The following is a 19,546-nucleotide window of genomic DNA, read 5'->3' on the forward strand; positions in this document are numbered from 1 at the left end:
CCGCTCCCGTGCCCGGGGTTTGAATCAGCTCTTGGCTTCTTCCAGCAGCGGGCGGAAGAACTCGGGCTGGGAAATCCAGTCCTCGTCGCTCTTCATCTCGTGGAAGAAGCTGCAGTCGATGACGATCTCGTCCATGCCGGCTGCCTTGGCGGCCTTCAGGTGAGGCATCATGTCGTCGACCGTGCCGGTCCAGTTGGGCTGCATGAGCTGCGGGCCGATTTCCTTGATACCCGGCAGCTTGGGTGCAGCGAACACGCGCATGACGCATTTCATGGGCTCGCGGCGGTACTTTTCCTCGGCCAGCTTGTTGATCTGCGCAAGCCGCATGGCCGCCAGTTCGGGCGGGTGGCCGGCCGGGTGCCACTTGTCGCAAAGCTCGGCGACCCGGTCGAAGCCCTGGTCGTTGAGGAACGCGCCCAGGATCGGCACGCCAGGATTCCCGTTCCAGTCCTTCTGCACCGGCTTGGGCGTGGTCTGGCCCTTGGGGAAGTTGTAGTAGGTCCCGTTGTACTCGGTGGGATTGTCGGCCCAGGCGGCCCGCAACGCGCGGATGAAATCCGTGCAGCGGTCGCCGCGCTTGGCGAACGGCGTATCCATGTGGGCGAATTCCTCGGTCGCCCAGCCCAGGCCAAGGCCCAGATCGAAGCGGCCGTTCGAGAGTACGTCGATGGTGGCGACCTGCTTGGCCAGCGTCACCGGGCGATGGTAGCCGAACACCAGGATCGAGGTGCCCAGGCGGATGTTCTTGGTGATGCCGGCCACATAGGCCAGTGCTTCCAGCGGCGCGAGCATGCTGGCATAGGCGTCCGGCCACTGGACGATCTTGTCCTTGCCCAGCGTGTGCTGGTGCACGGGATGGCTCTGCACCGGATTATCGGGATAAAGGAAGTGATCCTGAACCCACAGCGAGTCGTATCCCATCTTGTCCGAGATGGTGGCGAACTCATGAACCGCTTTCTGGCTGGCGAACTGCGTCAGCTGCGGCATGTTGAATCCGACTTTCATGCGTGTCTCCCCTGTGCGGATTGGCGGCCGGACGGTCACCGGCGGCTTGAAGCGTGGCGGTACCTTGGCACATCTTTTTTGATGCTGCCAGCCTCGGCAAGCGTGCTACACAACCGGAAAACCGGTGACACTGAAAGGGTAATCACGTGGCAAATACCAAACGGACGATCGCCGTCATCGGCGGTACGGGCGCACTGGGTGGCGGTCTGGCGCGGCGCTGGGCGAAAGCGGGCCACAAGGTGATCATCGGCTCGCGCGAGGCGGGCAAGGCACAGGAAGCGGCCGACGCGCTGAAGGCCGACGTGGGCGGCGATGTCACCGGCATGGAAAACGGCGCCGCGGCTGCAGCGGCCGAGATCGTCGCGCTGACCGTGCCGTTCTCCAATCAGCGTCCCATGCTCGAAGTGATCAAGACCGGCGTCCAAGGCAAGATCCTGATCGACGCCACCGTGCCGCTGATGCCGCCCAAGGTTGGCCGCGTGCAGTTGCCCGAGGAAGACAGCGCCGCCGTGCGCGCCCAGGCCTTTGTCGGCGACGGCGTGAAGGTTGTGGCGGCGTTCCAGAATATCGGCGCCGAGCACCTCAACAGCGACCATCACATCGAATGCGACGTGCTGGTTTCGGGTGACGACATCGAGGCGCGCGACGTGGTCGTGAGCCTGGTCGAGGATGCGGGCATGAAAGGCTGGAGCGCCGGCCCGCTGGCCAACTCGGCCGCCGCCGAAGCGCTGACCTCGGTGCTGATCACCATCAACCGTCGCTACAAGATCATCGGCTCCGGCATCCGCATCACCGGGACACCTGGCGAAGCGGAATAATCATGTCCACCCGGCTGAGCGTCTTCGCGGTGCCCGGCATCCCGCTGGTTCAGCCGGGCGACGACATCGCGGCCTTTGTTCTCGACGGGCTGGCGGCAATGGGCGAGACGCTGGCCGACGGCGATATCGTCGTCCTCGCCCAGAAGATCGTCTCCAAGGCGGAAGGCCGGCTGGTGTCGCTGGAGGCGGTGACGCCATCCGGCAAGGCCCTGGAACTGGCCGGAATCACCGGCAAGGATCCCCGCGTCGTCGAACTGGTGCTGCGCGAATCCAACGAGGTCCTGCGCGCCAAGACCAACGTGATGATCGTCGAGCAGAAGCTTGGCCTGGTCATCGCCAATGCGGGCATCGACCGCTCCAACGTCGAGGGCGGCAGCGTGGACATGGCGCTGCTCCTGCCGCTCGATCCAGACGCCAGCGCCCGCGGCTTGCGGGAGACGATCACCGCTCGTGCCGGCGTGGATGTGGCCGTGGTCATCGCCGACAGCGTCGGCCGGGCGTGGCGCTACGGCACCACCGGCATGGCCATCGGCTGCGCCGGGCTGGAGCCGTTGTGGGATCAGCGCGGCGATATGGACATGTTCGGCAAGGTGCTGGAAGTGACCGAGGTGGCGGTGGCCGACCAGATTGCGTCCGCGGCCAACCTGGCCATGGGCGAGGCGTCCGAGCGCACGCCGGTCGCCATCGTCCGCGGTCTCGACACGCCGCGCCGGGAACGGCCCGCCAGCGTGCTGGTGCGCGCAAAGAACGAGGACATGTTCCGGTGACGGGTAAAGTCCTCGCACTGTGCGGCGGCGTCGGCGGCGCCAAGCTGGCTCTTGGACTCTCGCTGATCGTGCCGGGTGACAATCTGACCGTCATCGTCAACACCGGCGACGATTTCACCCATCTGGGCGTGCGTATCTGCCCGGACATCGACACGGTCACCTACACGCTGGGCGGCCTGTCCAATACCGAGCTGGGCTGGGGACGGGCAGGCGAGACCTGGGAGTTCATGGAGAACCTGCGCACCCTCGGCGGTCCGGCGTGGTTCAATCTGGGCGACAAGGACATGGCGACCCATGTGGAGCGCACCCGCCGGCTGATGGATGGCCAGAGCCTCAGCCAGGTCACAGCCGATTTCGCCCGGGCTTTCGGGATCGGCCCGCTGCTGGCGCCGATGACCGACGACGCGGTCGCCACGATCATCGAGACCGACGACGGCGACCTGGCGTTTCAGCACTATTTCGTCAGGGACCGGTGCCAGCCGGAAGTGCGCGGCATCCGTTTCGAGGGCGCCGGTACGGCCATGCCCAGCCCGGCATTGATCGCCGCGCTGCAGGACGATCTCGACGCCATCGTGATCTGCCCGTCCAACCCCTATCTCAGCGTCGATCCGTTGCTGGCGATACCCGGCATCCGCCAGGCGCTGTCGGGCCATGCCGCGCCGGTCATCGCCGTATCGCCCATTGTCGGCGGCAAGGCGATCAAGGGGCCGACGGCCAAGCTGATGGCCGAGTTGGGCCTCGACGTGACGCAAGCCACCATCGCCCACCACTACCGCGACCTGATCGACGGGCTCGTCCTCGACACCGAGGATGCGGATATGGCGGATACGCTGGGCGTCTCCACCTATGTCACCAACACGGTGATGAAGACCATCGACGACCGCACCGGGCTTGCGCGCGCGGTGCTGGATTTCGCCGTGGCGCTGAAGGCATGAAAAAGGCCGCGCGACGGATCGCGCGGCCCCGATCATGCGCGCCGGATCAGCCCTTCGGGTAATCCATGAAGTTGCCGGTCAGGTCGTACGGGCCGCGATACAGCACGTCGAACTTGCGGAACTTGAACTTCCACTTGCCGTTCTCGCGCACCAGGTCGTCATTGTAGACGCCCACGGTGCGGCTCATCTCGCCCTTGGCGTCCTTGATGTTTTCCTGCACGTAGAAGCGGGCCTTGGCCGTGTCGCCATTGATGGTGATCACGCCCGGCTGCACGAAATGCAGCACGTGGGGATACCCTTCCATGATCCGGCTCCAGGTCGGCTTCAGCACGTCATGGCCCTGCAGGGGCTTTTCCATGCCGGGCAGGGCCCAGGCGCCATCCTTGGAGAAGGTGTTGCCCCAGAGTTCGACATCGCGCTGCATCACGCCATCGGCGTAGACCTGGGCGAGATGCTGGATTTCCATGCGGTCTTCGAGTTCGGTAGGCATTGTTCGGTTCCCCGTTGTCTGTGGATTAACGATTGGCGACGCCATCGACGGCCGGCGTGGCCGCGGCCATCTTGTCGCCGTCATAGACGATCTTCTTGGTGGGGATGAATTCCATCACCACACGGGCGGGCGAGTCCAGGAACTGGACGAACTGCTGCACCCGGGCTTCGCTGACATGGCCGTACAGCTTGCGGGCGAAGGTGGGATAGAACCAGTCCTTGATTTCCCGGTTCGCCTTGTCGTGGATGACCGAGATGCCCTTGTAGGTCACGGTCTTGCCCGCGCCCCATTCGGTGCCGGCGCTGGTGATCACCACGCAGGTGCGCGGGTCGCGCTTGACCGCCGGGAACCGGGCGCGCTGTTCGGCGCCGGTCAGCCAGATGCGGCCGTCGTCGGTGTCCAGGTAGGACATGATCACGCCCACCGGTTCACCGGCCTTGTTGGTCCAGATGAAGGTGCATTCCCGCTGCATCTTGCGCAGCTGCGCCTCGCGATCCGGATCCAGCGGATACTGGGTCACGTCTTCATAGTCTTCCGCGTAGTTCGTCATTCCCCACCTCGTTTCGAAGGAAAGTCATTGCTGCCGATTCGGTTTGCGAGGGTAGGCGGTCACCGTCCCCGTCGCAAGCGGCGGCGCTGATCTTTTCCACGCAGGTTTACATGGCCCGTGCCGCGCGATAACCCTTCTGGCCACACTCCAATCGGCGGGGAATGCGATGATCGACATCTTCAAGGGCATGGCCAACACCTGGGAATGCGACGAGAACGGCCATCTCAACGTGCGTTTCTACGCCTCCAAGGTCGGCGAAGGACTGGCCACGCTCTGGCATCACCTGGGCATGTCGCGTACCGCCCGCCGGGTGTCCGGCCTCGAGATGGCGGTCGCCGACCAGCACCTGCGGTTTCTGCGTGAAATGCATCCGGGCTGGGGTCTGGTCGGCCGCGCCGGGATTCTGGAGGTCGGCGAGGACCGGCTGCGGGTCTATGTCGAGCTGGTCAACGGCCACACCGACGCGGTCTCGGCCACCTTCAACATGCTGATCGTCTCCCGCGACCGCAAGACCGGCGAACCCATGCCGCTGGCCGAGCCGGTGCGCGCCCGCGCCGAGGCGTTGCTGATGGACCTGCCGCCCCACGGCGCGCCGCGCAGCATCGCGCTCGACGATCCGGGCATCTTCGCGCGCGGTGCGCCGAGTCTTGCCCAGACCGAGAACATGGGCCTGATCGAGATCACCCGCGGCGTCGTCCAGCCCATAGAATGCGACGACGCCGGCATCATGCTGCCCGAGTTCTATATCGGCCGCATCTCGGACGGCGTGGTGCACCTGGCGCGCCACTACCGCCCGGTCGACACCGGCAAGGAACGCTCGACCAGCAAATATGGCGGCGCCGTGCTCGAGTACCGGCTGCGTTTCAACAAGCCGCTGCACCGGGGAAACATCGTCGTCGTCCGCTCCGGCCTCAAACATGTGGGCGAGAAGGCCAACCACATCGTCCACTGGACCTTCAACGGCGAGACCGGCGAGTTGGTCTCGGCCTCCGAAGCCATCGGCATTACGCTCGACCTGGAAGCGCGCAAGGTCGTGCCGCTACCCGAAGAGCGGAAGGCGCACCTGCAGAAGCTGGTGATCCCGGGGCTGGCGGCGTGACAATGTCGTAACGGCTGCTATTGCTGAATCGCAAAGCAATTGTTTAACCGTTCCGGCTCCGCCATCCTCTCGCCTCACGCCTGAACGGAAGGGGAGTCCGATGGCCGTCAATTTTCCGGAACCGAAATTCGCCGACACCAACGGCATCCGCATCGCCTATTACGAAATGGGCGAGGGCGTGCCGGTGCTGCTGTGCCACGGCTTTCCCGAACTGGCGTTCTCCTGGCACCGGGTGATGCCAAGGCTTGCCGAGGCCGGGTTCCGCGCCATCGCCGCCGACCAGCGCGGCTACGGCCGCAGTGACTGCCCGCCGCGCACCGAGGACTATGCCGTCACCGAGCTGGCCGCCGACATGGCCGGGCTGCTCGACGCGCTTGGGCTGAGCAAGGCGGTCTATGTGGGGCACGACTGGGGCGGGCCGGTGGTCTGGTCATCCGCGCTGCTGCAGCGGCCGCACGTGGCCGGCGTGGTCGGCGTCAACACGCCCTACAGGCCGGCGCCGCTGATCCCGCGCGATCCGCTGGTGGCGCTGCGCGAGGAGTGGGGCGACGAGCAATATGTGGTGAACTTCCACAACAAGGGGCCGGACAATCCGGACTCGTCCGACGCCAAGTTCAACGCCCATCTCGACAAGCTGTTCACCGGCCTCTACCGCAAGGCGCTGTTCAAGATGAGCGATTTCCAGGCGCTGCCGAAGGAAAAGCGCATCCTGACCATGGAGAACCTGGTGTTCGCCGAGAAGCCGCGCGGCGAGTTCGTGCTGACCGACGACGAGCTGGACTATTTCCTCGCCGCGTTCCGCCGCACCGGCATCACGCCCGGCCTCAACTGGTACAGGAACATCTCGGCCAACTGGCGGGCGGTGAAGGACCTCGACCCGAACATCAACGTGCCCTGCCTGATGGTCGAGGCCACCGATGATCCGTCAGGCATGCCCGGCTGCTCCGAGCCGATGAAGCCCTATGTGAAGGACCTTGAGGTCGCGGTGCTCGAGGATTGCGGGCACTGGACCGGCCACGAAAAGCCCGACGAATTGTGCGATCTGATGATCCCGTGGCTGAAGCGGAAGTTCGGTTAGCAAACAAATAGTTGTCATCCCGGCGAAGGCCGGAACCCAGAACGGGGAAGGGTCACAGCCCTGTGATCACTGGATCCCGGCCTTCGCCGGAATGACACGTTTAGGGGTAAACGAGACTACCCCCGCAAATCCCCCTGCCAGCCGTTCCGGTGGACAAAGTCGCTCACCGGCCGCCGCGCCAGCGGGCCGAAATTGATCGCCGGCCAGCCGACCGGGATGAACGCGGCGATGTAGACATCCGACGGGATGTCGAGCAGCTCGCGCAACTCCTTCTCGCAGGTGTTCTGGTAGGTGGTGAAGCAGGTGCCAAGGCCCAGCGCGCGGGCGGCCACGGTGATATTCTGCGCCGCCGGATAGAGCGCCGACCAGACGAACTGCTCGGTGGGCGATTGCGGCGGATAGACCTTCTTGCCGCAGACCAGGATGATCACCGGGATGTCGGCCAGGGTATGCGCCATGTTCTGCGTCCCCTGCAGCATGCGGCGGGTGACGTCGTCGAGCGCATCCAGGCCGCCCATGCTTTTCTGGATATTCTCCACCGTGGCGTCGATCACCTCGGTGACCTTCTCCGACAGCTTTTCCTTGATCGTCCGGTCGGTGACCACGATGAAGTCCCAGCCCTGCGAGTTGCCGGGGCTTGGCGCCCGGGTTGCGGCATACAGGATTTTATCGATCAGTTCGTCCGCCACCGGGTCCTTCTTGAAGAACCGCACGGCGCGGCAGGTTTCCATCGCCTCAAAAACGTCCAATTCACCCTCCAATTCCTCGTTTGCGGTGTCACTGTAGCCTAAAGATTTCGTGAAGGTGAGCCGGTGCCGCATCACCGACGTTGATCGCCGTTCGTGTGTGGCCCAGAATTTGGGGTCGCGTTTCAAAAAGTAACAACCTGGAGGGCAGAACCATGAAGACCCAGACCATCAAGAAGCTTGCTGTCGTCGCGCTGGTGACCCTGGTCGCCGCCTGCAACACGGTACAGGGTGCAGGCAAGGACGTGGAGAGCGTCGGCAAGGCGGGCGAGCGGACGCTCGACAAGGCCAAGGAAGGCATGTAGTCGGGTCCTGCTGGCGGCGATCCTGCCGCGCTCGCCCGATGGCCGGGCGCGGCATTCGCCGGGTGCAGGGCTACCGCTTAATTTTCGTGACCCTCGAACCAATCGACAGCTCGCGGCGTTAAGGCTTCATGCTGCCTCCCCGACGGGACGTGGCGGCGACATTACCGTTACACCCGAGGAGAGAAAATCATGAAGTCGGATACCGTCAAGAAGCTGATGATCGTGGCCGTTGTCGCGGCGCTGGGCGCCTGCAATACGGTGCAAGGCGCGGGCCAGGACGTTGAAAGCGTCGGCAAGGCCGGCGAGCGCGAACTCGACAAGGCGCAGGACAAGCCGGTCGACGCCAGGTAACAGGCCGCGGCCAAACGACGAAGGGGAGCCTCACGGCTCCCCTTTTTTGTGTCCGGCCGCCGGGCGCGTCTAGTCGGCGTAGCCGGGATTCTCGCGGTCCAGCTTGCGCAGCAGCGCGGGCCAGCTCAGCTTGCCGGCGCCGCCGTCAAAGCTCCACTGTACCAGTTCGGCGGTATGCTCCGGCATGCCCTGGTTGGGCATGTTGATGTTCTCCATGCCGGCTGACAGCGCCTTCACCTGATAGGTGCAGGCACGTTCCATGTAATAGAGCCGCAGGAACGCGTCGGCGCAGTTCTTGCCCACGGTCAGCAGACCATGATTGCGCAGCACCATGCAGTGCTTGTCGCCCATGTCGCGCAACAGCCGCTCGCGCTCGTCCAGGTCGAGGGCGACGCCCTCATAGTCGTGATAGGCGATGTCGCCCCACATCACCATGGCCGTCTGCGAGATCGGCAGAAGGCCGTGCTTTTGCGCCGCCACGGCGACCCCGTCGTCCGAATGGGTATGGATGACGCAATTGGCGTTTTCGCTGTGGATGTGCATGGCGCTGTGGATGGTAAAGCCCGCCGCGTTGACGTAGTGCGGCGTCGCGTGCTGCGGCTTGCCCTCCAGATCGATCTTCACCAGGCTCGACGCGGTGATCTCCTCGAACATCATGCCATAGGGGTTGATCAGGAAGTGGTGCTCGGGTCCGGGGACGCGCGCCGAGATGTGGGTGAACACCATGTCGTCCCAGCCATGCAGCGCCACCAGGCGGTAAGTGGCGGCCAGGTCGACCCGGGCCTGCCACTCCGCGGCCGAGATCGCGTTGCGGTCGAAGGGCGGCAGGGCGGCGCGGTCGACCTTGATCGCCACGGATTGCTGCTGTGCCATGTCTTTCGTCTCCAGAATCTCTGAGTTGGTCCTATTGTCGTCCTGCCCGGTAACACCGTCAAGCGATGCTCCCGGCAGGCACGGCGTTAGTTCAGCCCTTGATGTCGTCCACCACCAGCCGTAACGGCTCGCCTTTCAGATAGCGCTCGAGGTTGCCGAGGAAAACCTCGTCGCCCCGGGCAATATTCATGGGGCTGTCGGCGGCGCAGTGGGCGCTCAGCAGGACCTTCGGATGATCCCAGAACGGGCTTTCGGCCGGCAACGGCTCTTTCTCGAACACGTCGAGGATGGCCATCGACGGCTTGCCCCTGTCGAGTCCGGCCAGCAGCGCACCCTCGTCCACCAGCCGGCCGCGGGCAATGTTCACCAATACCGACTGGTCCTTCATCGCGGTAATGAAGCCGGCATTCACCAGCTTGTCGGTGTTGTCCGAATGGGGTGCGGCCAGTACGACCACGTCGGCGCGCGGTACGGTGGCCAGCACCTGGTCCGGCGTGATCATCTCGTCGGCCGGATCGGAGGCCGACGGCGTCCGGCGGACGCCGATCACCCTCGCGCCGAAAGCGCGGGCGCGAATGCCGATCTCGCGGCCGATGGCGCCATAGCCGACCACCATCCAGGTGGTGCCCCAGATATCCCGGAACGGATGGCGGCGCCACTGACGGGCCTTCTGCTTGGCGACGCGGCCGGCGGCGTCCTGGAAAGCCTCCAGGGTCCGTGCCAGCACGAATTCGGCGATGGCGATGCCCTGGGCATCGCTCCGGGTCATGATGGTGCCGGTGGCGGCGACCTTGGCGAAGATGGGATGGTCGAAGCCGGCCGCGCCGGACTGGAACCATTTCAGGTCGCGGGCCGCGGTCAGCAGGGCGAAATTGGCGCGGCTGGGTCCGGTGACGTACAGATCCGTCGAGGCCCAGGCGATGTCGAACCGGGCGTCCTCGGCGTCGATGGAATCGCCGTTCTGGGTCAGGCTGCCATCCGGATGGATCAGCAGCGGTGTGACGCCCTGGGGCATCCGATCGCGAATGCGTTCGTAAGCTGGCGCATAGATGAGCAGTTTCATGGTATTTCTCCCTCGACTCGCTACATAACAGGGCAAATGGGAACATGCGAGGTTGCTGGTTGCGGGCTGGCGACTTCTCGCTAAAATCCCGCCCCATGGGAAGACGGATTTGAACGGGAGCACCGGCAGTCATGCCTGAGTACAAATTGAACGATGCATTCAATATCGGCGACAGCGTTCGCTATCACGCTGAGCGCACACCCGACAAGATTGCGACGATCTACGAGGATCGGACCACCACGTTCGCGCAGCTCGACCGCTACAGCAATCAGGTGGCCAACGGCCTGATCAAGCTCGGCGTGAAGCCGCAGGAGCGGGTTGGCTATTACGGCAAGAACACGGACTTCCACCCGCAGATCATCTCCGGGACGAGCAAGGCCAATGCCGTGCTGGTGCCTGTCAACTGGCGCCTGGCGCCGCCCGAAGTGCAGTTCGTCATGGACGATGCCGACGTGAAGGTGCTGTTCGTCAGCAGCGAGTTCGCGCCACTCGTCGCCCAGCTCAAGGACAAGCTTCCGCTGCTGCAGCACGTCTATGTGCTGGAAGGCTCCTACAAGGATTGGGGCGATTTCGCCCGGTGGCGTGACGCGCAGGACGATAGCGACACCGGCATCCATTCGGCGCCGCGCGACGTCTATGTGCAGCTTTACACCAGCGGCACCACCGGCCGCCCGAAGGGCGTGCAGATTCCCAACGACGCGGCCTATCTGGGCTGGACCGGCGAGCCACCGGATCCGACCCTGCTGGAAGGCACCTGGAAGGCGTATAACCCGGACGAGGTCTCGCTGTGCATCGCGCCGAACTTCCACCTGTCGGGCAACGGGTCGATCCTGGGCAATCTGCGCATGGGCACCACCGTGGTCATCCATCCGGATTTCGATGCCCAGAAGATGGTCGACGCCGTGCTGCAGTACAGGGTCGCGAAGATTTTCATGGTGCCGGCGGTGCTGAAGATCCTGCTCGACAAGGCCCGTCAGGGCGCCGACCTCAGCTCGATCAAGCTGATCAGCTACGGCGCCTCGCCGATTCCGCCCGAGCTGATGCGCGAGGCGGTCGAGGTGATCGGCTGCGGCTTCGTGCAGATGTACGGCATGACCGAGATCGCCGGCACGGCGACGTTCCTCGAGCCCACCGATCACACGCTGACGCCGACCGAGAAGATGAAGAGCTGCGGCAAGCCCAGCGAACTGCACGAGTTGCGGATCGTCGATCCGGTCACCCGCGAGGTTCTGCCCGTGCGCACGCCCGGCGAGATCGCCATCCGCACCGCTGCGCCCATGGTCGGCTATTACAAGCGTCCCGAGGACACGGCCAAGGTGCTGGATGCCGAAGGCTGGTACTATTCCGGCGACGTCGGCATGGTGGACGAGGAAGGCTATCTCTACATTCAGGACCGCCTGAAGGACATGATCGTCACCGGCGGCGAGAACGTCTATTCAGCCGAGGTCGAGGCCGCGCTCTACGAGCATCCGGCGGTCAAGGAAGCCGCTGTCATCGGCATTCCCAGCGAGCGCTGGGGCGAGGAGGTGAAGGCGATCGTCGCGCTTGAGGACGGCAAGACCCTGAGCGCCGACGAGCTGATCAGCTTCGCCCGCGGCCATATTGCCGGCTACAAGGTGCCGAAGTCGGTCGACTTCGTTGCCGAACTGCCGCGCAACGGCACCGGCAAGCTGATGAAGCACGTCCTGCGCGAGCCATTCTGGGCCGGCCGCGAACGCCAGGTGAGCTAGCTCAAACCTTGGTTGTCATTCCCGCGCACGCGGGAACCCAGCTCTTCGAAGGGCACCGCCATCGCGGTGCCCTTTGTCGTTGGAGCTGTGCATTAAGGGTTCTTGCTCTATGAAGAACTGGGTCCCCGCGTGCGTGGGGATGACGATGTTTGTTAATGCTTACGAGCGCTTCGTCAGCTGCATCTCTGCAGCAACCCCGTCCTCGCCCGTCACCTCGGCGATCGCGTCGATCACCGCCTCGAATGGCAGCATGACGGCGCCGTGTCGGGATTTGTGGTCGTGCACCGGTGCGAGGATGGCAAGACCGGCCCAGTCGCCTTCCGGCGGTGGCGCGCCGTCGACCAGCATGGCGCGCAACCTGCCGGCCACATCGCGTAGCTCGGCCACGCCGCGCCCCACGATTTTCTCGGCGAGCACGGCCGCCGATGACTGGCCCAGCGCGCAGGCGCGGACATCCTGGGCATAGTCGCTGACCACGCCGTCCGTCACGGTCACGTCCACCGTGATCCGGCTGCCGCATACGGGCGAGACGCGGGTCACGCTGGCGTCGGGCGCCGCAAGCCGTCCGGTCCGCCCGATGGTGGCGGCGCGGCGCAGCACGTCCTTGTTGTAGAGGGCATCGAGCATGGCCGGTTGATATAGGCGCGCGGCTGGGGCCGTCAAACGGTTCCGATGCCAAGATGCCGCAGGATGAACGCGGTCACCTGCGCCGGGTCCGAGCGCCGCAGCACGGGCACCTTCACCTGCGGCAGGCCGGGCGCGTCGCTGGCGAGGGCGATCACATGAGGGTCATCGAGCGTCAGCAGCCTGCCGTCGAAGTCGGCCGGCACCACCTCGATCTTGTCGTGCGGGTCCCGCTTGAAGCCTTCCACCAGGACGATGTCCGTATCCGGCGAAATGCGCGGCAGCAGGTCGGCCAGTTCCGGCTCGGCCTGGCCGCGCAACTCGTGCACCTGCGCCCAGCGCGTGCCCGAGGCGACGATCACGTCGGTAGCGCCGGCATCGCGGTGGCGGTAGCTGTCCTTGCCCGGCTGGTCGATGTCGAAGCTGTGATGCGCGTGCTTGATGGTGCCGACCTTGAGGCCGCGGCCCGTCAACAGGCGGACCAGTTCGACCACAAGCGTCGTCTTGCCGCTGTTCTTCCAGCCGACGATGCCGATTACGTGCATTTGGGCCGCTCCCCCCTATGATTGACCGTTATCTTAGGGACGGCTCATGGAAAATACAGCCACAAGCGGTGTGCTCGGCGTCATCCTGGCGGGTGGACTGTCGCGCCGCATGGGCGGTGGCGACAAGGGGCTGCTGCCGCTTGGCGGAAAGCCTGTGCTGTGCCATGTGATCGACCGTGTCATGCCCCAGGTCGACCGCCTCGTGCTCAACGCCAACGGCGATCCGAACCGGTGGAAGCGGTTCGCGCTACCGGTCATCGGCGATACGGTGGAAGGCTATCCCGGGCCACTGGCCGGGCTGCTTGCCGGTATGGACTGGGCCGCGGCTCAGGCTTTGCCCGCCGGCTGGATACTGACCGTGCCGTGCGATTCGCCGTTCCTGCCCCGGGATCTCGTGGCGCGGCTGATCGAGGCGGCAGGCGATGCGCCGGCGGCGGTGGCGTCGTCGGGCGGCAGGCTGCATCCGGTTGCCGGCCTGTTCCACAGGCGCCTGCGCGATGGCCTCGCCGATTTCCTCGCCGGCGGCGGACGCCGGGCGGGCGACTGGGCGGCGCGCACCGGCGCGCACACGGCGGTGTTCGAGGAGTCGCCGGTGGATCCGTTTTTCAACGTCAATACCCCCGAAGAACTGGCCGCGGCCGAGCGGCTGGGCGTAGAGTGAGCGGGCAATGGGGAGACGACCGATGATAGACCTGCCGCTTGGCCTGAAAGTGTTCCAGAATTCCTATGTGGTGCCGGATATCGACGCGGCGCTGCAGCGCTGGACCGGGAAACTGGGCGTCGGCCCGTTCTACATCTACCGGCATCTCGACGCGGGCGAGATCACCTATCGCGGCAAGCCGGCCAGGCTGGACGCATCGTTCGCGCTGGCACAGGCCGGCGACATCGAGATCGAGCTGATTCAGCAACATGACGACAGCCCCAGCGCCTACCGCGACGTGTTCAGCCCGGACAAGGGCGGCTTTCATCATGTCGGCGTCTGGGTCGATGACTTCGACGCGGTGAAGCTGAAATATGAAAAGCTGGGCTATCCGGCGGTAACCACGGGCGGTGCGCCCGACATCGGCGGCCGCTTTGCCTACATGGATACGCGCGCCGATCTGGGCGTGATGGTCGAACTGGTGGAAAGGCGGCAGGATCTGGTCGATTTCCAGACCATGCTGATCGACGCCGCCCGGGACTGGGACGGATCGGACCCCGTGCGCGAGGTCTAGCTGCAGGCTTGCTTGTCAAACCGGCGAGGCTCGCCTAACCTCGCCCGCGAACCTTCACACATGAATGGAATGGGGAATGACGATGGGTAAGCTTGTCCTGATCGGCGTGGTGGACGCCAAGACCGAAGACCACGTGCAGGCATTCCGCGACTGGTATCTGGGCAATCACGTCGAGGACACTTTCAACTGCCCCAACGTCACCAGCGTTCGCTGTTTCCAGGCCGAGCAGCCGTTCAAGGGCGATATGCCCGGCGGCTATATCACCATCTATGAATTCGAGGGCGACGACGCGACCGCCGCCCAGAAGATTCTCGACGATTATCAGGCCGACCCGAAGGGTTGGGACAAGCGCCTGCCCAACAACAACTCCATGAAGATCATCGGCTCGGGCTGGTACAAGGAACAGGTCAAGTTCGGCTGAGCCGCCCTGCATCATGGATGGTCCGGCACGCTGAATTGGGGAGGAACGCATGAAGATCACGGAAGTCACCTCGGGTCTCCGGTTTCCGGAAGGTCCGATCGCCATGCCGGACGGCTCGGTCATCCTGGTGGAGATCGAGCGCGGCGCTTTGTCCCGGGTCATGCCCAACGGCAAGATCGAAATGATCGCCAAGGTCGGCGACGGCCCCAACGGCGCGGCCATGGGGCCCGACGGCTGGATCTACATCTGCAACAATGGCGGCTTCGCCTGGCACAATCTGCCGGACGGTGGCCTGATGCCGGGCAACCAGTCCGACGACTACAAGGGCGGCAGGATCGAGAAGGTCAACCCGGATACCGGCGAGATCAAGGTTCTCTATACCGAATGCGACGGTGAGCCGCTAAAGGGGCCAAACGATCTGGTGTTCGACAGGTCAGGCGGATTCTATTTCACCGATCTGGGCAAGCGCCGGCAGTGGGACATGGACCTGAGTTCGGTGCATTACGCCAAGGCGGACGGCAGCGCCGTCACCCGCATCGTTCATGGCGTCATCACCGCCAATGGCTGCGCCCTGTCGCCGGACGAGACGGTGCTGTATTTCGCCGAAACCACCACCGGCCGCCTTTGGGCCGTCGATCTGGATGCGCCGGGCAAGGCGCGCAAGCAGCCGAACGGCCAGCCGCACCGGCTGGTGTCCGGCCTGCCGGGCCATCAGCTGCTCGATTCCATGGCGGTCGACGCGGAAGGGAATGTCTGCGTGGCGACGCTGATCAATGGCGGCATCACCAGCTTTAGCCCCGATGGATCCGGCACCGAACATTTCCCGTTCCCGGATATCCTCACCACCAACATCTGTTTCGGTGGCAAGGACCTGAGGACGGCGTTCGTTACCCTCTCGACTACCGGCAAGCTGGTAAGCTGCGAGTGGCCGCGCGCGGGACTGCCGCTCAACTTCCTCAACCAATAGGACAATCGGCGAGCCGCAGGCCGGCTCAGCGCGCGCGTCTGGTTGCCGCTACATAGGCGACCAGCGTGTGCCTTGGGCCGCGCGCGGTGCCGATCCTGGCGAATCCGGCCCGCTCCACCATCCGGTGCGAGCGCATGTTGGGCGCGTCGACCAGCGCGGCGAGGCGGGTGTGGCCCAGAGTGCCCGCATGCGCGATCAACGCGGCGAGCGCTTCACCGGCATAGCCATGGCTCCACGCCGCCGGCTCGAGCGCGATGGTGGGCTCGACATCGCCGGCAAAGTCGGGGAATGCGGCTGCCGCGCTTTCGTACACGGGCATCAGGCTGGCGAGCCCGACAAACGAACCGGGCTTCGTCGTGAGCAACCAGAACCCCAGTCCGCCCGCACCCGCCGCCAGCGCCTCGGCGAGCAGGTCCGAGACTTCGTCCGGGCTCAGCACTCTGTCGTCGCAGAGGAATCGTCGAACCTGGGGCCATGCGAGCAGGGTGCCCAGGCGGCCGGCGTCACCCGGCACGGCAGGAGACAGCACTAATCGAAGCGTCTCGATGATCGGCTGCATGACCTAAGCCTCCGGACAAAGAAAAAGGGCGCGTGCCGTAGCACGCGCCCTCGATCTTGGCGTCAGCTCTGGATACTAGCGATAGATCCAGATGCCTTCCGCACGCCGGTTCTGCGGCTCGCGCACACCGTCGGCGGTCGGGACGAGAGGATCGGATTCGCCGCGACCTTCGACCGTGATGGTCGACGCGTCGATACCGTTCTTCGAAAGCTCGGCCTTGACCGCATTGGCGCGGCGCATGGAGAGCTTGTCATTGTAGGCGGGCGGGCCAGACCGGTCAGTGTGACCGATGACCTGGATCGCGACAGCGCCGGTCTCCTTGGCCTTGCGAGCGGCCTCGGTGATGACCTGAGCCGATTCCGGCGTGATGTTCGACATGTCGAAGTCGAAGAACACGAGGAACGGTTCCGGCTTACCGGGTTCCGGCTCGGCCACTGGCGGCGGCATCAGAGCCTTCTCCAACTCGGCCAACGCATCCAGGAAGCCCTGGCGGCAGCGCGCGATATCCTGCGGCTGATAGTTTTCTTCCAGCTGCTCGATCCAGCAATCGAACTGGGTCTGAGCACGGGCAGCCGGATCGGGTGCCTTTTCACGGCCACCGGCGTCGAACGCCGCCATCAGGCGGGCACGGCCATCGGTAACCTCGGCGATTGCTTCACCAGGAATCGGACGAGTGTCCGGCACAGCGGCGCAGGGCGCCGCTTCCTGATCGTTGCCACAGCCTTCCGGCGGCAGCGGACCGGCAACATTCGACGGCAGCGGCGTCTGGCCAGCGCCAGCAGCAATTGCCTTCGTTGCGTAGTAGTCCCGGTCGCGCGGATCAATGATGTAAGGCTCGTACGGAGTTTGCTCTTCCGACGCGAGCTGATTGTAGCCATTGCACAAGGCCGCGTTGAACGCCGATTCGGCCGTGCACGCGCCCTTGGCATTATTGTAGGTATCCAAGTTGTCCGTCGTGGCGCAGGCACCGAGCGTAACAATGCCCAGTCCAAGCACGACATATTTTCCAATTCGGTTCATACGCACAACCCTCCTTGCGTTTCACCCATAGCCCAGCTCCGTTGATATATATCGCATATGTGCGACGAAAGTTGAAAGTTTATTCGCAGCTTGTGGCGAGTAGAGTCTTGGTTCCCTTCGGGCCTTGTCAAGGCCGATATGGCATCGTAGGCTCCACCTTCAAGCATGCATGTTATCGTGCAGCCAGAAGCGGGGAGACGGTCATGGCTGAGACGCAAACGGCGATCTGCCGTTTTTGTCACTCTTTCTGTGGCATAAAGGTAACAGTCACCGATGGCAAGGCCGTGAAGGTCGTCGGCGACAAGGATAATCCGATGTATTTCGGATATACCTGCGTCAAAGGCCGGCAGTTGCCGCAGCAGCATTACCATCCCGAAAGAGTTCTTCGACCGCTCCGCAAGATTTCGGGCACTCACGAAACTGTGACTTCGGATGCCGCGCTGGACGATATCGCCGCGCGCCTGACCGATCTGATCGCCACCCATGGTCCGCGCTCGGTCGCGCTCTACACGGCGACCTACTCGTTTCCCTATCCGGCGGGCTCGGCGATCGCAGGCGCCTTCATGCAGGCGATCGGTTCGCCGATGAAGTTTTCCTCCGGCAGCATCGACCAGCCGGGAAAGCCAATGGCCATCGCCTTGCATGGTCGCTGGAGCGCGGGGCCGCAGCCGTTCTCCGATTCGGATACGTGGATGCTGGTGGGCGCGAATCCGGTGGTGTCCAAGTGGGGCGGCATTCCGCAGTACAACCCCGCCAAACGGCTGCACGACGCCCTGCGCCGCGGCATGAAGCTGATTGTGATCGATCCCCGTAAGACCGAATGCGCCGAAAAGGCTCATATCCACCTGCAGTGCAAGCCGGGCGAGGATCCTACGATCCTGGCTGGCATCGCCCACGTCATCATCGAGGAAGGCCTCTACGACCGTGATTTCCTCGAACACGAAGTCGAAGGGTTCGAGGCACTGAAACAGGCCGTCGCGCCCTTCACGCCTACATACGTTTCGGAGCGGGCAGATGTTCCCGAGGAATTGCTGATTGAGGCGGCAAGGGTCTACGCATCGGGCAAACGTGGCATGACCACGGCCGGAACCGGGCCGAACATGGCGCCGCGCGGCACCTTGACGGAATATATGGTGCTGGTGATCAACACCTTGTGCGGCCGGTGGCTGCGCGAGGGCGAGAAGATGCCCAATCCGTTCGTGCTGATCCCGGAGCGCCGCGGCAAGGCGCAGGCTGAGCCCCGACCGACTCAGGCCTGGGGTTATGGCGAGAAGCTGCGGGTACGCGGTCTTGGCGAGAATGTCAGCGGCCTGACCGCCGCCGCGCTTGCCGACGAGATCCTGCTCGACGGCGAAGGCCAGGTGAAGGCGTTGATCAGCGTCGGCGGCAATCCGATGGCCGCCTGGCCCGACCAGCTCAAGACCTATGAGGCGATGAAGAAGCTCGACCTCAACGTGACCCTCGACATCAAGATGTCGGCGACCGCGAAGATGGCGGATTACGTGATTCCGCCGCGGCTGGGCCTCGAGGCGCCGGCGATATCCCAGCCCAACGAGTTCATCTGGTTCTACGGCTTCTCGACCGGCTATCCCGAGCCTTACGCCATGTACCAGCCGAAGATCGTCGATCCGCCGGCCGGGTCGGATCTGGTCGAGGAATGGGAGTTCTTCTACGGCCTCGCCCAGCGGATGGGCCTGCAATTGCGCGTCAACGGCGAGACGCTGGACATGGTCCACAAGCCGTCTACCGACGATGTCTTCGAGATGCTGTGCAAGGGATCGCGGATTCCGCTGTCCGCGGTAAAGAAGTATCCGCATGGCCACATTTTCGATGATCCCGACATCCTGGTGCTGCCGAAGGACGAGGATTGTGCGGAAAAGCTCGATATCGGCAACGTCGCCATGATGGAGGAACTGGCCCAGGTGTCGTCCGAGCCGGTCACCGGCCACGCCGGCTATACCGCCGTGCGCTATTCCCATCGGCTGGTCAGCCGCCGCATGAACGACGTCTACAATTCGTCGGGCCGCGACATTCCGGCGCTGGTGCGCAACCACAGCTACAACCCGGCCTTCATGAATCCAGGCGACATCGCGGCGCTGGGCCTCAATCCCGGCGACGTGGTGAAGATTTCGTCGGACCACGCCTCGATCCTCGGCATCATCGAGGAGGCGCCGGATGTGCGGCCGGGCGTGATCTCCATGGCGCATTCGTTTGGCGATGCGCCGGAATTCGACAAGCAGGTGTTCTTCATCGGCTCCAATACGGGCCGTCTGACCAATGTGGAGAAGGACTACGATTCGCGAACCGGCATGCCGCGCATGAGCGCCATACCGGTCAATCTGACGCGGGTCGATCAAAACATCGCAGCCCAATAAGAACAGGGAGA

The 19,546-nt window shown here is 64.3% G+C and carries 23 protein-coding genes; 13 read left to right on the top strand and 10 right to left on the bottom strand.

Going from position 1 to position 19,546, the window contains the following annotated elements; all coding sequences use genetic code 11:
* Positions 1–24 precede the first annotated feature (24 nt).
* Complete coding sequence (locus WJU21_RS12890) at positions 25–1,005, bottom strand: TIGR03619 family F420-dependent LLM class oxidoreductase (protein ID WP_346323848.1); 981 nt, start codon at positions 1,003–1,005, stop codon at positions 25–27.
* A 146-nt stretch (positions 1,006–1,151) separates the two neighbouring features.
* On the opposite strand from WJU21_RS12890, the gene npdG reads away from it, so the two are divergent.
* The 3 genes from npdG to cofD are packed head-to-tail and all read left to right on the top strand — an operon-like array spanning position 1,152 to position 3,525.
* Entirely contained in the window at positions 1,152–1,823 is a 672-nt protein-coding gene (gene npdG / locus WJU21_RS12895) for an NADPH-dependent F420 reductase (RefSeq protein ID WP_346323849.1), read from the top strand.
* Positions 1,824–1,825: 2 nt separating this feature from the next.
* Positions 1,826–2,590 (top strand): coenzyme F420-0:L-glutamate ligase, encoded by a 765-nt coding sequence (cofE, locus tag WJU21_RS12900; protein ID WP_346323850.1) that lies wholly within the window; start codon positions 1,826–1,828, stop codon positions 2,588–2,590.
* On the top strand, positions 2,587–3,525 hold the full coding sequence (gene cofD / locus WJU21_RS12905) for a 2-phospho-L-lactate transferase (protein WP_346323851.1): 939 nt from the start codon (positions 2,587–2,589) through the stop codon (positions 3,523–3,525). The genes cofE and cofD overlap by 4 nt, the downstream gene beginning before the upstream one ends.
* 46 nt (positions 3,526–3,571) lie before the next feature.
* Here cofD and WJU21_RS12910 read toward each other — a convergent pair whose 3' ends face one another.
* Positions 3,572–4,015, bottom strand: a complete 444-nt coding sequence (locus WJU21_RS12910) for a nuclear transport factor 2 family protein (protein ID WP_346323852.1) — start codon at positions 4,013–4,015, stop codon at positions 3,572–3,574.
* Between the two features lie 25 nt (positions 4,016–4,040).
* Positions 4,041–4,565: a hypothetical protein gene (locus WJU21_RS12915; protein ID WP_346323853.1), complete on the bottom strand. Its 525-nt coding sequence runs from the start codon at positions 4,563–4,565 to the stop codon at positions 4,041–4,043.
* Between the two features lie 166 nt (positions 4,566–4,731).
* Here WJU21_RS12915 and WJU21_RS12920 point away from each other — a divergent pair, with 166 nt between their 5' ends.
* Both WJU21_RS12920 and WJU21_RS12925 read left to right on the top strand, forming a co-directional pair.
* On the top strand, positions 4,732–5,664 hold the full coding sequence (locus WJU21_RS12920; protein WP_346323854.1) for a thioesterase family protein: 933 nt from the start codon (positions 4,732–4,734) through the stop codon (positions 5,662–5,664).
* A gap of 100 nt (positions 5,665–5,764) precedes the next feature.
* Entirely contained in the window at positions 5,765–6,742 is a 978-nt protein-coding gene (locus tag WJU21_RS12925) for an alpha/beta hydrolase (RefSeq protein ID WP_346323855.1), read from the top strand.
* Between the two features lie 116 nt (positions 6,743–6,858).
* Here WJU21_RS12925 and WJU21_RS12930 read toward each other — a convergent pair whose 3' ends face one another.
* Positions 6,859–7,491 carry a nitroreductase family protein gene (locus WJU21_RS12930; protein WP_346323856.1) on the bottom strand — a complete coding sequence of 211 codons (633 nt, stop codon included), beginning with the start codon at positions 7,489–7,491 and terminating at the stop codon, positions 6,859–6,861.
* A gap of 152 nt (positions 7,492–7,643) precedes the next feature.
* Here WJU21_RS12930 and WJU21_RS12935 point away from each other — a divergent pair, with 152 nt between their 5' ends.
* Complete coding sequence (locus WJU21_RS12935; protein WP_346323857.1) at positions 7,644–7,793, top strand: entericidin A/B family lipoprotein; 150 nt, start codon at positions 7,644–7,646, stop codon at positions 7,791–7,793.
* 189 nt (positions 7,794–7,982) lie between these two features.
* Positions 7,983–8,144 carry an entericidin A/B family lipoprotein gene (locus WJU21_RS12940; protein ID WP_346323858.1) on the top strand — a complete coding sequence of 54 codons (162 nt, stop codon included), beginning with the start codon at positions 7,983–7,985 and terminating at the stop codon, positions 8,142–8,144.
* A gap of 69 nt (positions 8,145–8,213) precedes the next feature.
* Here the strand turns inward: WJU21_RS12940 and WJU21_RS12945 are convergent, their stop codons facing one another.
* The gene (locus WJU21_RS12945; protein WP_346323859.1) at positions 8,214–9,017 is read right to left on the bottom strand and encodes a class II aldolase/adducin family protein; all 804 of its coding nucleotides are present in this window, start codon (positions 9,015–9,017) and stop codon (positions 8,214–8,216) included.
* Between the two features lie 91 nt (positions 9,018–9,108).
* Entirely contained in the window at positions 9,109–10,080 is a 972-nt protein-coding gene (locus WJU21_RS12950; protein WP_346323860.1) for a D-2-hydroxyacid dehydrogenase, read from the bottom strand.
* Between the two features lie 131 nt (positions 10,081–10,211).
* On the opposite strand from WJU21_RS12950, the gene WJU21_RS12955 reads away from it, so the two are divergent.
* Complete coding sequence (locus WJU21_RS12955) at positions 10,212–11,810, top strand: long-chain-fatty-acid--CoA ligase (RefSeq protein WP_346323861.1); 1,599 nt, start codon at positions 10,212–10,214, stop codon at positions 11,808–11,810.
* 159 nt (positions 11,811–11,969) lie between these two features.
* Here WJU21_RS12955 and WJU21_RS12960 read toward each other — a convergent pair whose 3' ends face one another.
* Together WJU21_RS12960 and mobB are read right to left on the bottom strand one after the other, a co-directional pair.
* Positions 11,970–12,437: an iron-sulfur cluster assembly scaffold protein gene (locus WJU21_RS12960; RefSeq protein ID WP_346323862.1), complete on the bottom strand. Its 468-nt coding sequence runs from the start codon at positions 12,435–12,437 to the stop codon at positions 11,970–11,972.
* A 32-nt stretch (positions 12,438–12,469) separates the two neighbouring features.
* On the bottom strand, positions 12,470–12,979 hold the full coding sequence (gene mobB, locus WJU21_RS12965; protein WP_346323863.1) for a molybdopterin-guanine dinucleotide biosynthesis protein B: 510 nt from the start codon (positions 12,977–12,979) through the stop codon (positions 12,470–12,472).
* A gap of 46 nt (positions 12,980–13,025) precedes the next feature.
* Between mobB and mobA the strand changes: the two genes are divergently transcribed.
* The 4 genes from mobA (at position 13,026) to WJU21_RS12985 (ending at position 15,581) form a co-directional block, all read left to right on the top strand.
* Positions 13,026–13,640, top strand: a complete 615-nt coding sequence (gene mobA / locus WJU21_RS12970; RefSeq protein WP_346323864.1) for a molybdenum cofactor guanylyltransferase MobA — start codon at positions 13,026–13,028, stop codon at positions 13,638–13,640.
* Between the two features lie 22 nt (positions 13,641–13,662).
* Entirely contained in the window at positions 13,663–14,193 is a 531-nt protein-coding gene (locus WJU21_RS12975; RefSeq protein ID WP_346323865.1) for a VOC family protein, read from the top strand.
* An 82-nt stretch (positions 14,194–14,275) separates the two neighbouring features.
* On the top strand, positions 14,276–14,614 hold the full coding sequence (locus tag WJU21_RS12980) for a hypothetical protein (RefSeq protein ID WP_346323866.1): 339 nt from the start codon (positions 14,276–14,278) through the stop codon (positions 14,612–14,614).
* A gap of 49 nt (positions 14,615–14,663) precedes the next feature.
* Positions 14,664–15,581: an SMP-30/gluconolactonase/LRE family protein gene (locus tag WJU21_RS12985; RefSeq protein WP_346323867.1), complete on the top strand. Its 918-nt coding sequence runs from the start codon at positions 14,664–14,666 to the stop codon at positions 15,579–15,581.
* 25 nt (positions 15,582–15,606) lie between these two features.
* Here the strand turns inward: WJU21_RS12985 and WJU21_RS12990 are convergent, their stop codons facing one another.
* Both WJU21_RS12990 and WJU21_RS12995 read right to left on the bottom strand, forming a co-directional pair.
* Positions 15,607–16,140: a GNAT family N-acetyltransferase gene (locus WJU21_RS12990; RefSeq protein ID WP_346323868.1), complete on the bottom strand. Its 534-nt coding sequence runs from the start codon at positions 16,138–16,140 to the stop codon at positions 15,607–15,609.
* Between the two features lie 75 nt (positions 16,141–16,215).
* Positions 16,216–17,160 (bottom strand): OmpA family protein, encoded by a 945-nt coding sequence (locus WJU21_RS12995; protein ID WP_346323869.1) that lies wholly within the window; start codon positions 17,158–17,160, stop codon positions 16,216–16,218.
* 203 nt (positions 17,161–17,363) lie between these two features.
* Here WJU21_RS12995 and WJU21_RS13000 point away from each other — a divergent pair, with 203 nt between their 5' ends.
* Positions 17,364–19,535 (top strand): molybdopterin-dependent oxidoreductase, encoded by a 2,172-nt coding sequence (locus tag WJU21_RS13000; protein WP_346323870.1) that lies wholly within the window; start codon positions 17,364–17,366, stop codon positions 19,533–19,535.
* Positions 19,536–19,546: the final 11 nt, after the last annotated feature.

Source organism: Emcibacter sp. SYSU 3D8 (genome assembly GCF_039655875.1).
Taxonomy (GTDB): domain Bacteria; phylum Pseudomonadota; class Alphaproteobacteria; order SMXS01; family SMXS01; genus RI-34.

What these genes read in the sequence shown, in the direction of transcription:
- WJU21_RS12890 (WP_346323848.1), bottom strand. Translation starts at nt 1,005, where the DNA reads ATGAAAGTCGGATTCAACATGCCGCAGCTGACGCAGTTCGCCAGCCAG.
- cofE (WP_346323850.1), top strand. Translation starts at nt 1,826, where the DNA reads ATGTCCACCCGGCTGAGCGTCTTCGCGGTGCCCGGCATCCCGCTGGTT.
- WJU21_RS12910 (WP_346323852.1), bottom strand. Translation starts at nt 4,015, where the DNA reads ATGCCTACCGAACTCGAAGACCGCATGGAAATCCAGCATCTCGCCCAG.
- WJU21_RS12915 (WP_346323853.1), bottom strand. Translation starts at nt 4,565, where the DNA reads ATGACGAACTACGCGGAAGACTATGAAGACGTGACCCAGTATCCGCTG.
- WJU21_RS12920 (WP_346323854.1), top strand. Translation starts at nt 4,732, where the DNA reads ATGATCGACATCTTCAAGGGCATGGCCAACACCTGGGAATGCGACGAG.
- WJU21_RS12925 (WP_346323855.1), top strand. Translation starts at nt 5,765, where the DNA reads ATGGCCGTCAATTTTCCGGAACCGAAATTCGCCGACACCAACGGCATC.
- WJU21_RS12935 (WP_346323857.1), top strand. Translation starts at nt 7,644, where the DNA reads ATGAAGACCCAGACCATCAAGAAGCTTGCTGTCGTCGCGCTGGTGACC.
- WJU21_RS12940 (WP_346323858.1), top strand. Translation starts at nt 7,983, where the DNA reads ATGAAGTCGGATACCGTCAAGAAGCTGATGATCGTGGCCGTTGTCGCG.
- WJU21_RS12945 (WP_346323859.1), bottom strand. Translation starts at nt 9,017, where the DNA reads ATGGCACAGCAGCAATCCGTGGCGATCAAGGTCGACCGCGCCGCCCTG.
- WJU21_RS12950 (WP_346323860.1), bottom strand. Translation starts at nt 10,080, where the DNA reads ATGAAACTGCTCATCTATGCGCCAGCTTACGAACGCATTCGCGATCGG.
- WJU21_RS12955 (WP_346323861.1), top strand. Translation starts at nt 10,212, where the DNA reads ATGCCTGAGTACAAATTGAACGATGCATTCAATATCGGCGACAGCGTT.
- WJU21_RS12960 (WP_346323862.1), bottom strand. Translation starts at nt 12,437, where the DNA reads ATGCTCGATGCCCTCTACAACAAGGACGTGCTGCGCCGCGCCGCCACC.
- mobB (WP_346323863.1), bottom strand. Translation starts at nt 12,979, where the DNA reads ATGCACGTAATCGGCATCGTCGGCTGGAAGAACAGCGGCAAGACGACG.
- mobA (WP_346323864.1), top strand. Translation starts at nt 13,026, where the DNA reads ATGGAAAATACAGCCACAAGCGGTGTGCTCGGCGTCATCCTGGCGGGT.
- WJU21_RS12975 (WP_346323865.1), top strand. Translation starts at nt 13,663, where the DNA reads ATGATAGACCTGCCGCTTGGCCTGAAAGTGTTCCAGAATTCCTATGTG.
- WJU21_RS12980 (WP_346323866.1), top strand. Translation starts at nt 14,276, where the DNA reads ATGGGTAAGCTTGTCCTGATCGGCGTGGTGGACGCCAAGACCGAAGAC.
- WJU21_RS12985 (WP_346323867.1), top strand. Translation starts at nt 14,664, where the DNA reads ATGAAGATCACGGAAGTCACCTCGGGTCTCCGGTTTCCGGAAGGTCCG.
- WJU21_RS12990 (WP_346323868.1), bottom strand. Translation starts at nt 16,140, where the DNA reads ATGCAGCCGATCATCGAGACGCTTCGATTAGTGCTGTCTCCTGCCGTG.
- WJU21_RS12995 (WP_346323869.1), bottom strand. Translation starts at nt 17,160, where the DNA reads ATGAACCGAATTGGAAAATATGTCGTGCTTGGACTGGGCATTGTTACG.
- WJU21_RS13000 (WP_346323870.1), top strand. Translation starts at nt 17,364, where the DNA reads ATGGCTGAGACGCAAACGGCGATCTGCCGTTTTTGTCACTCTTTCTGT.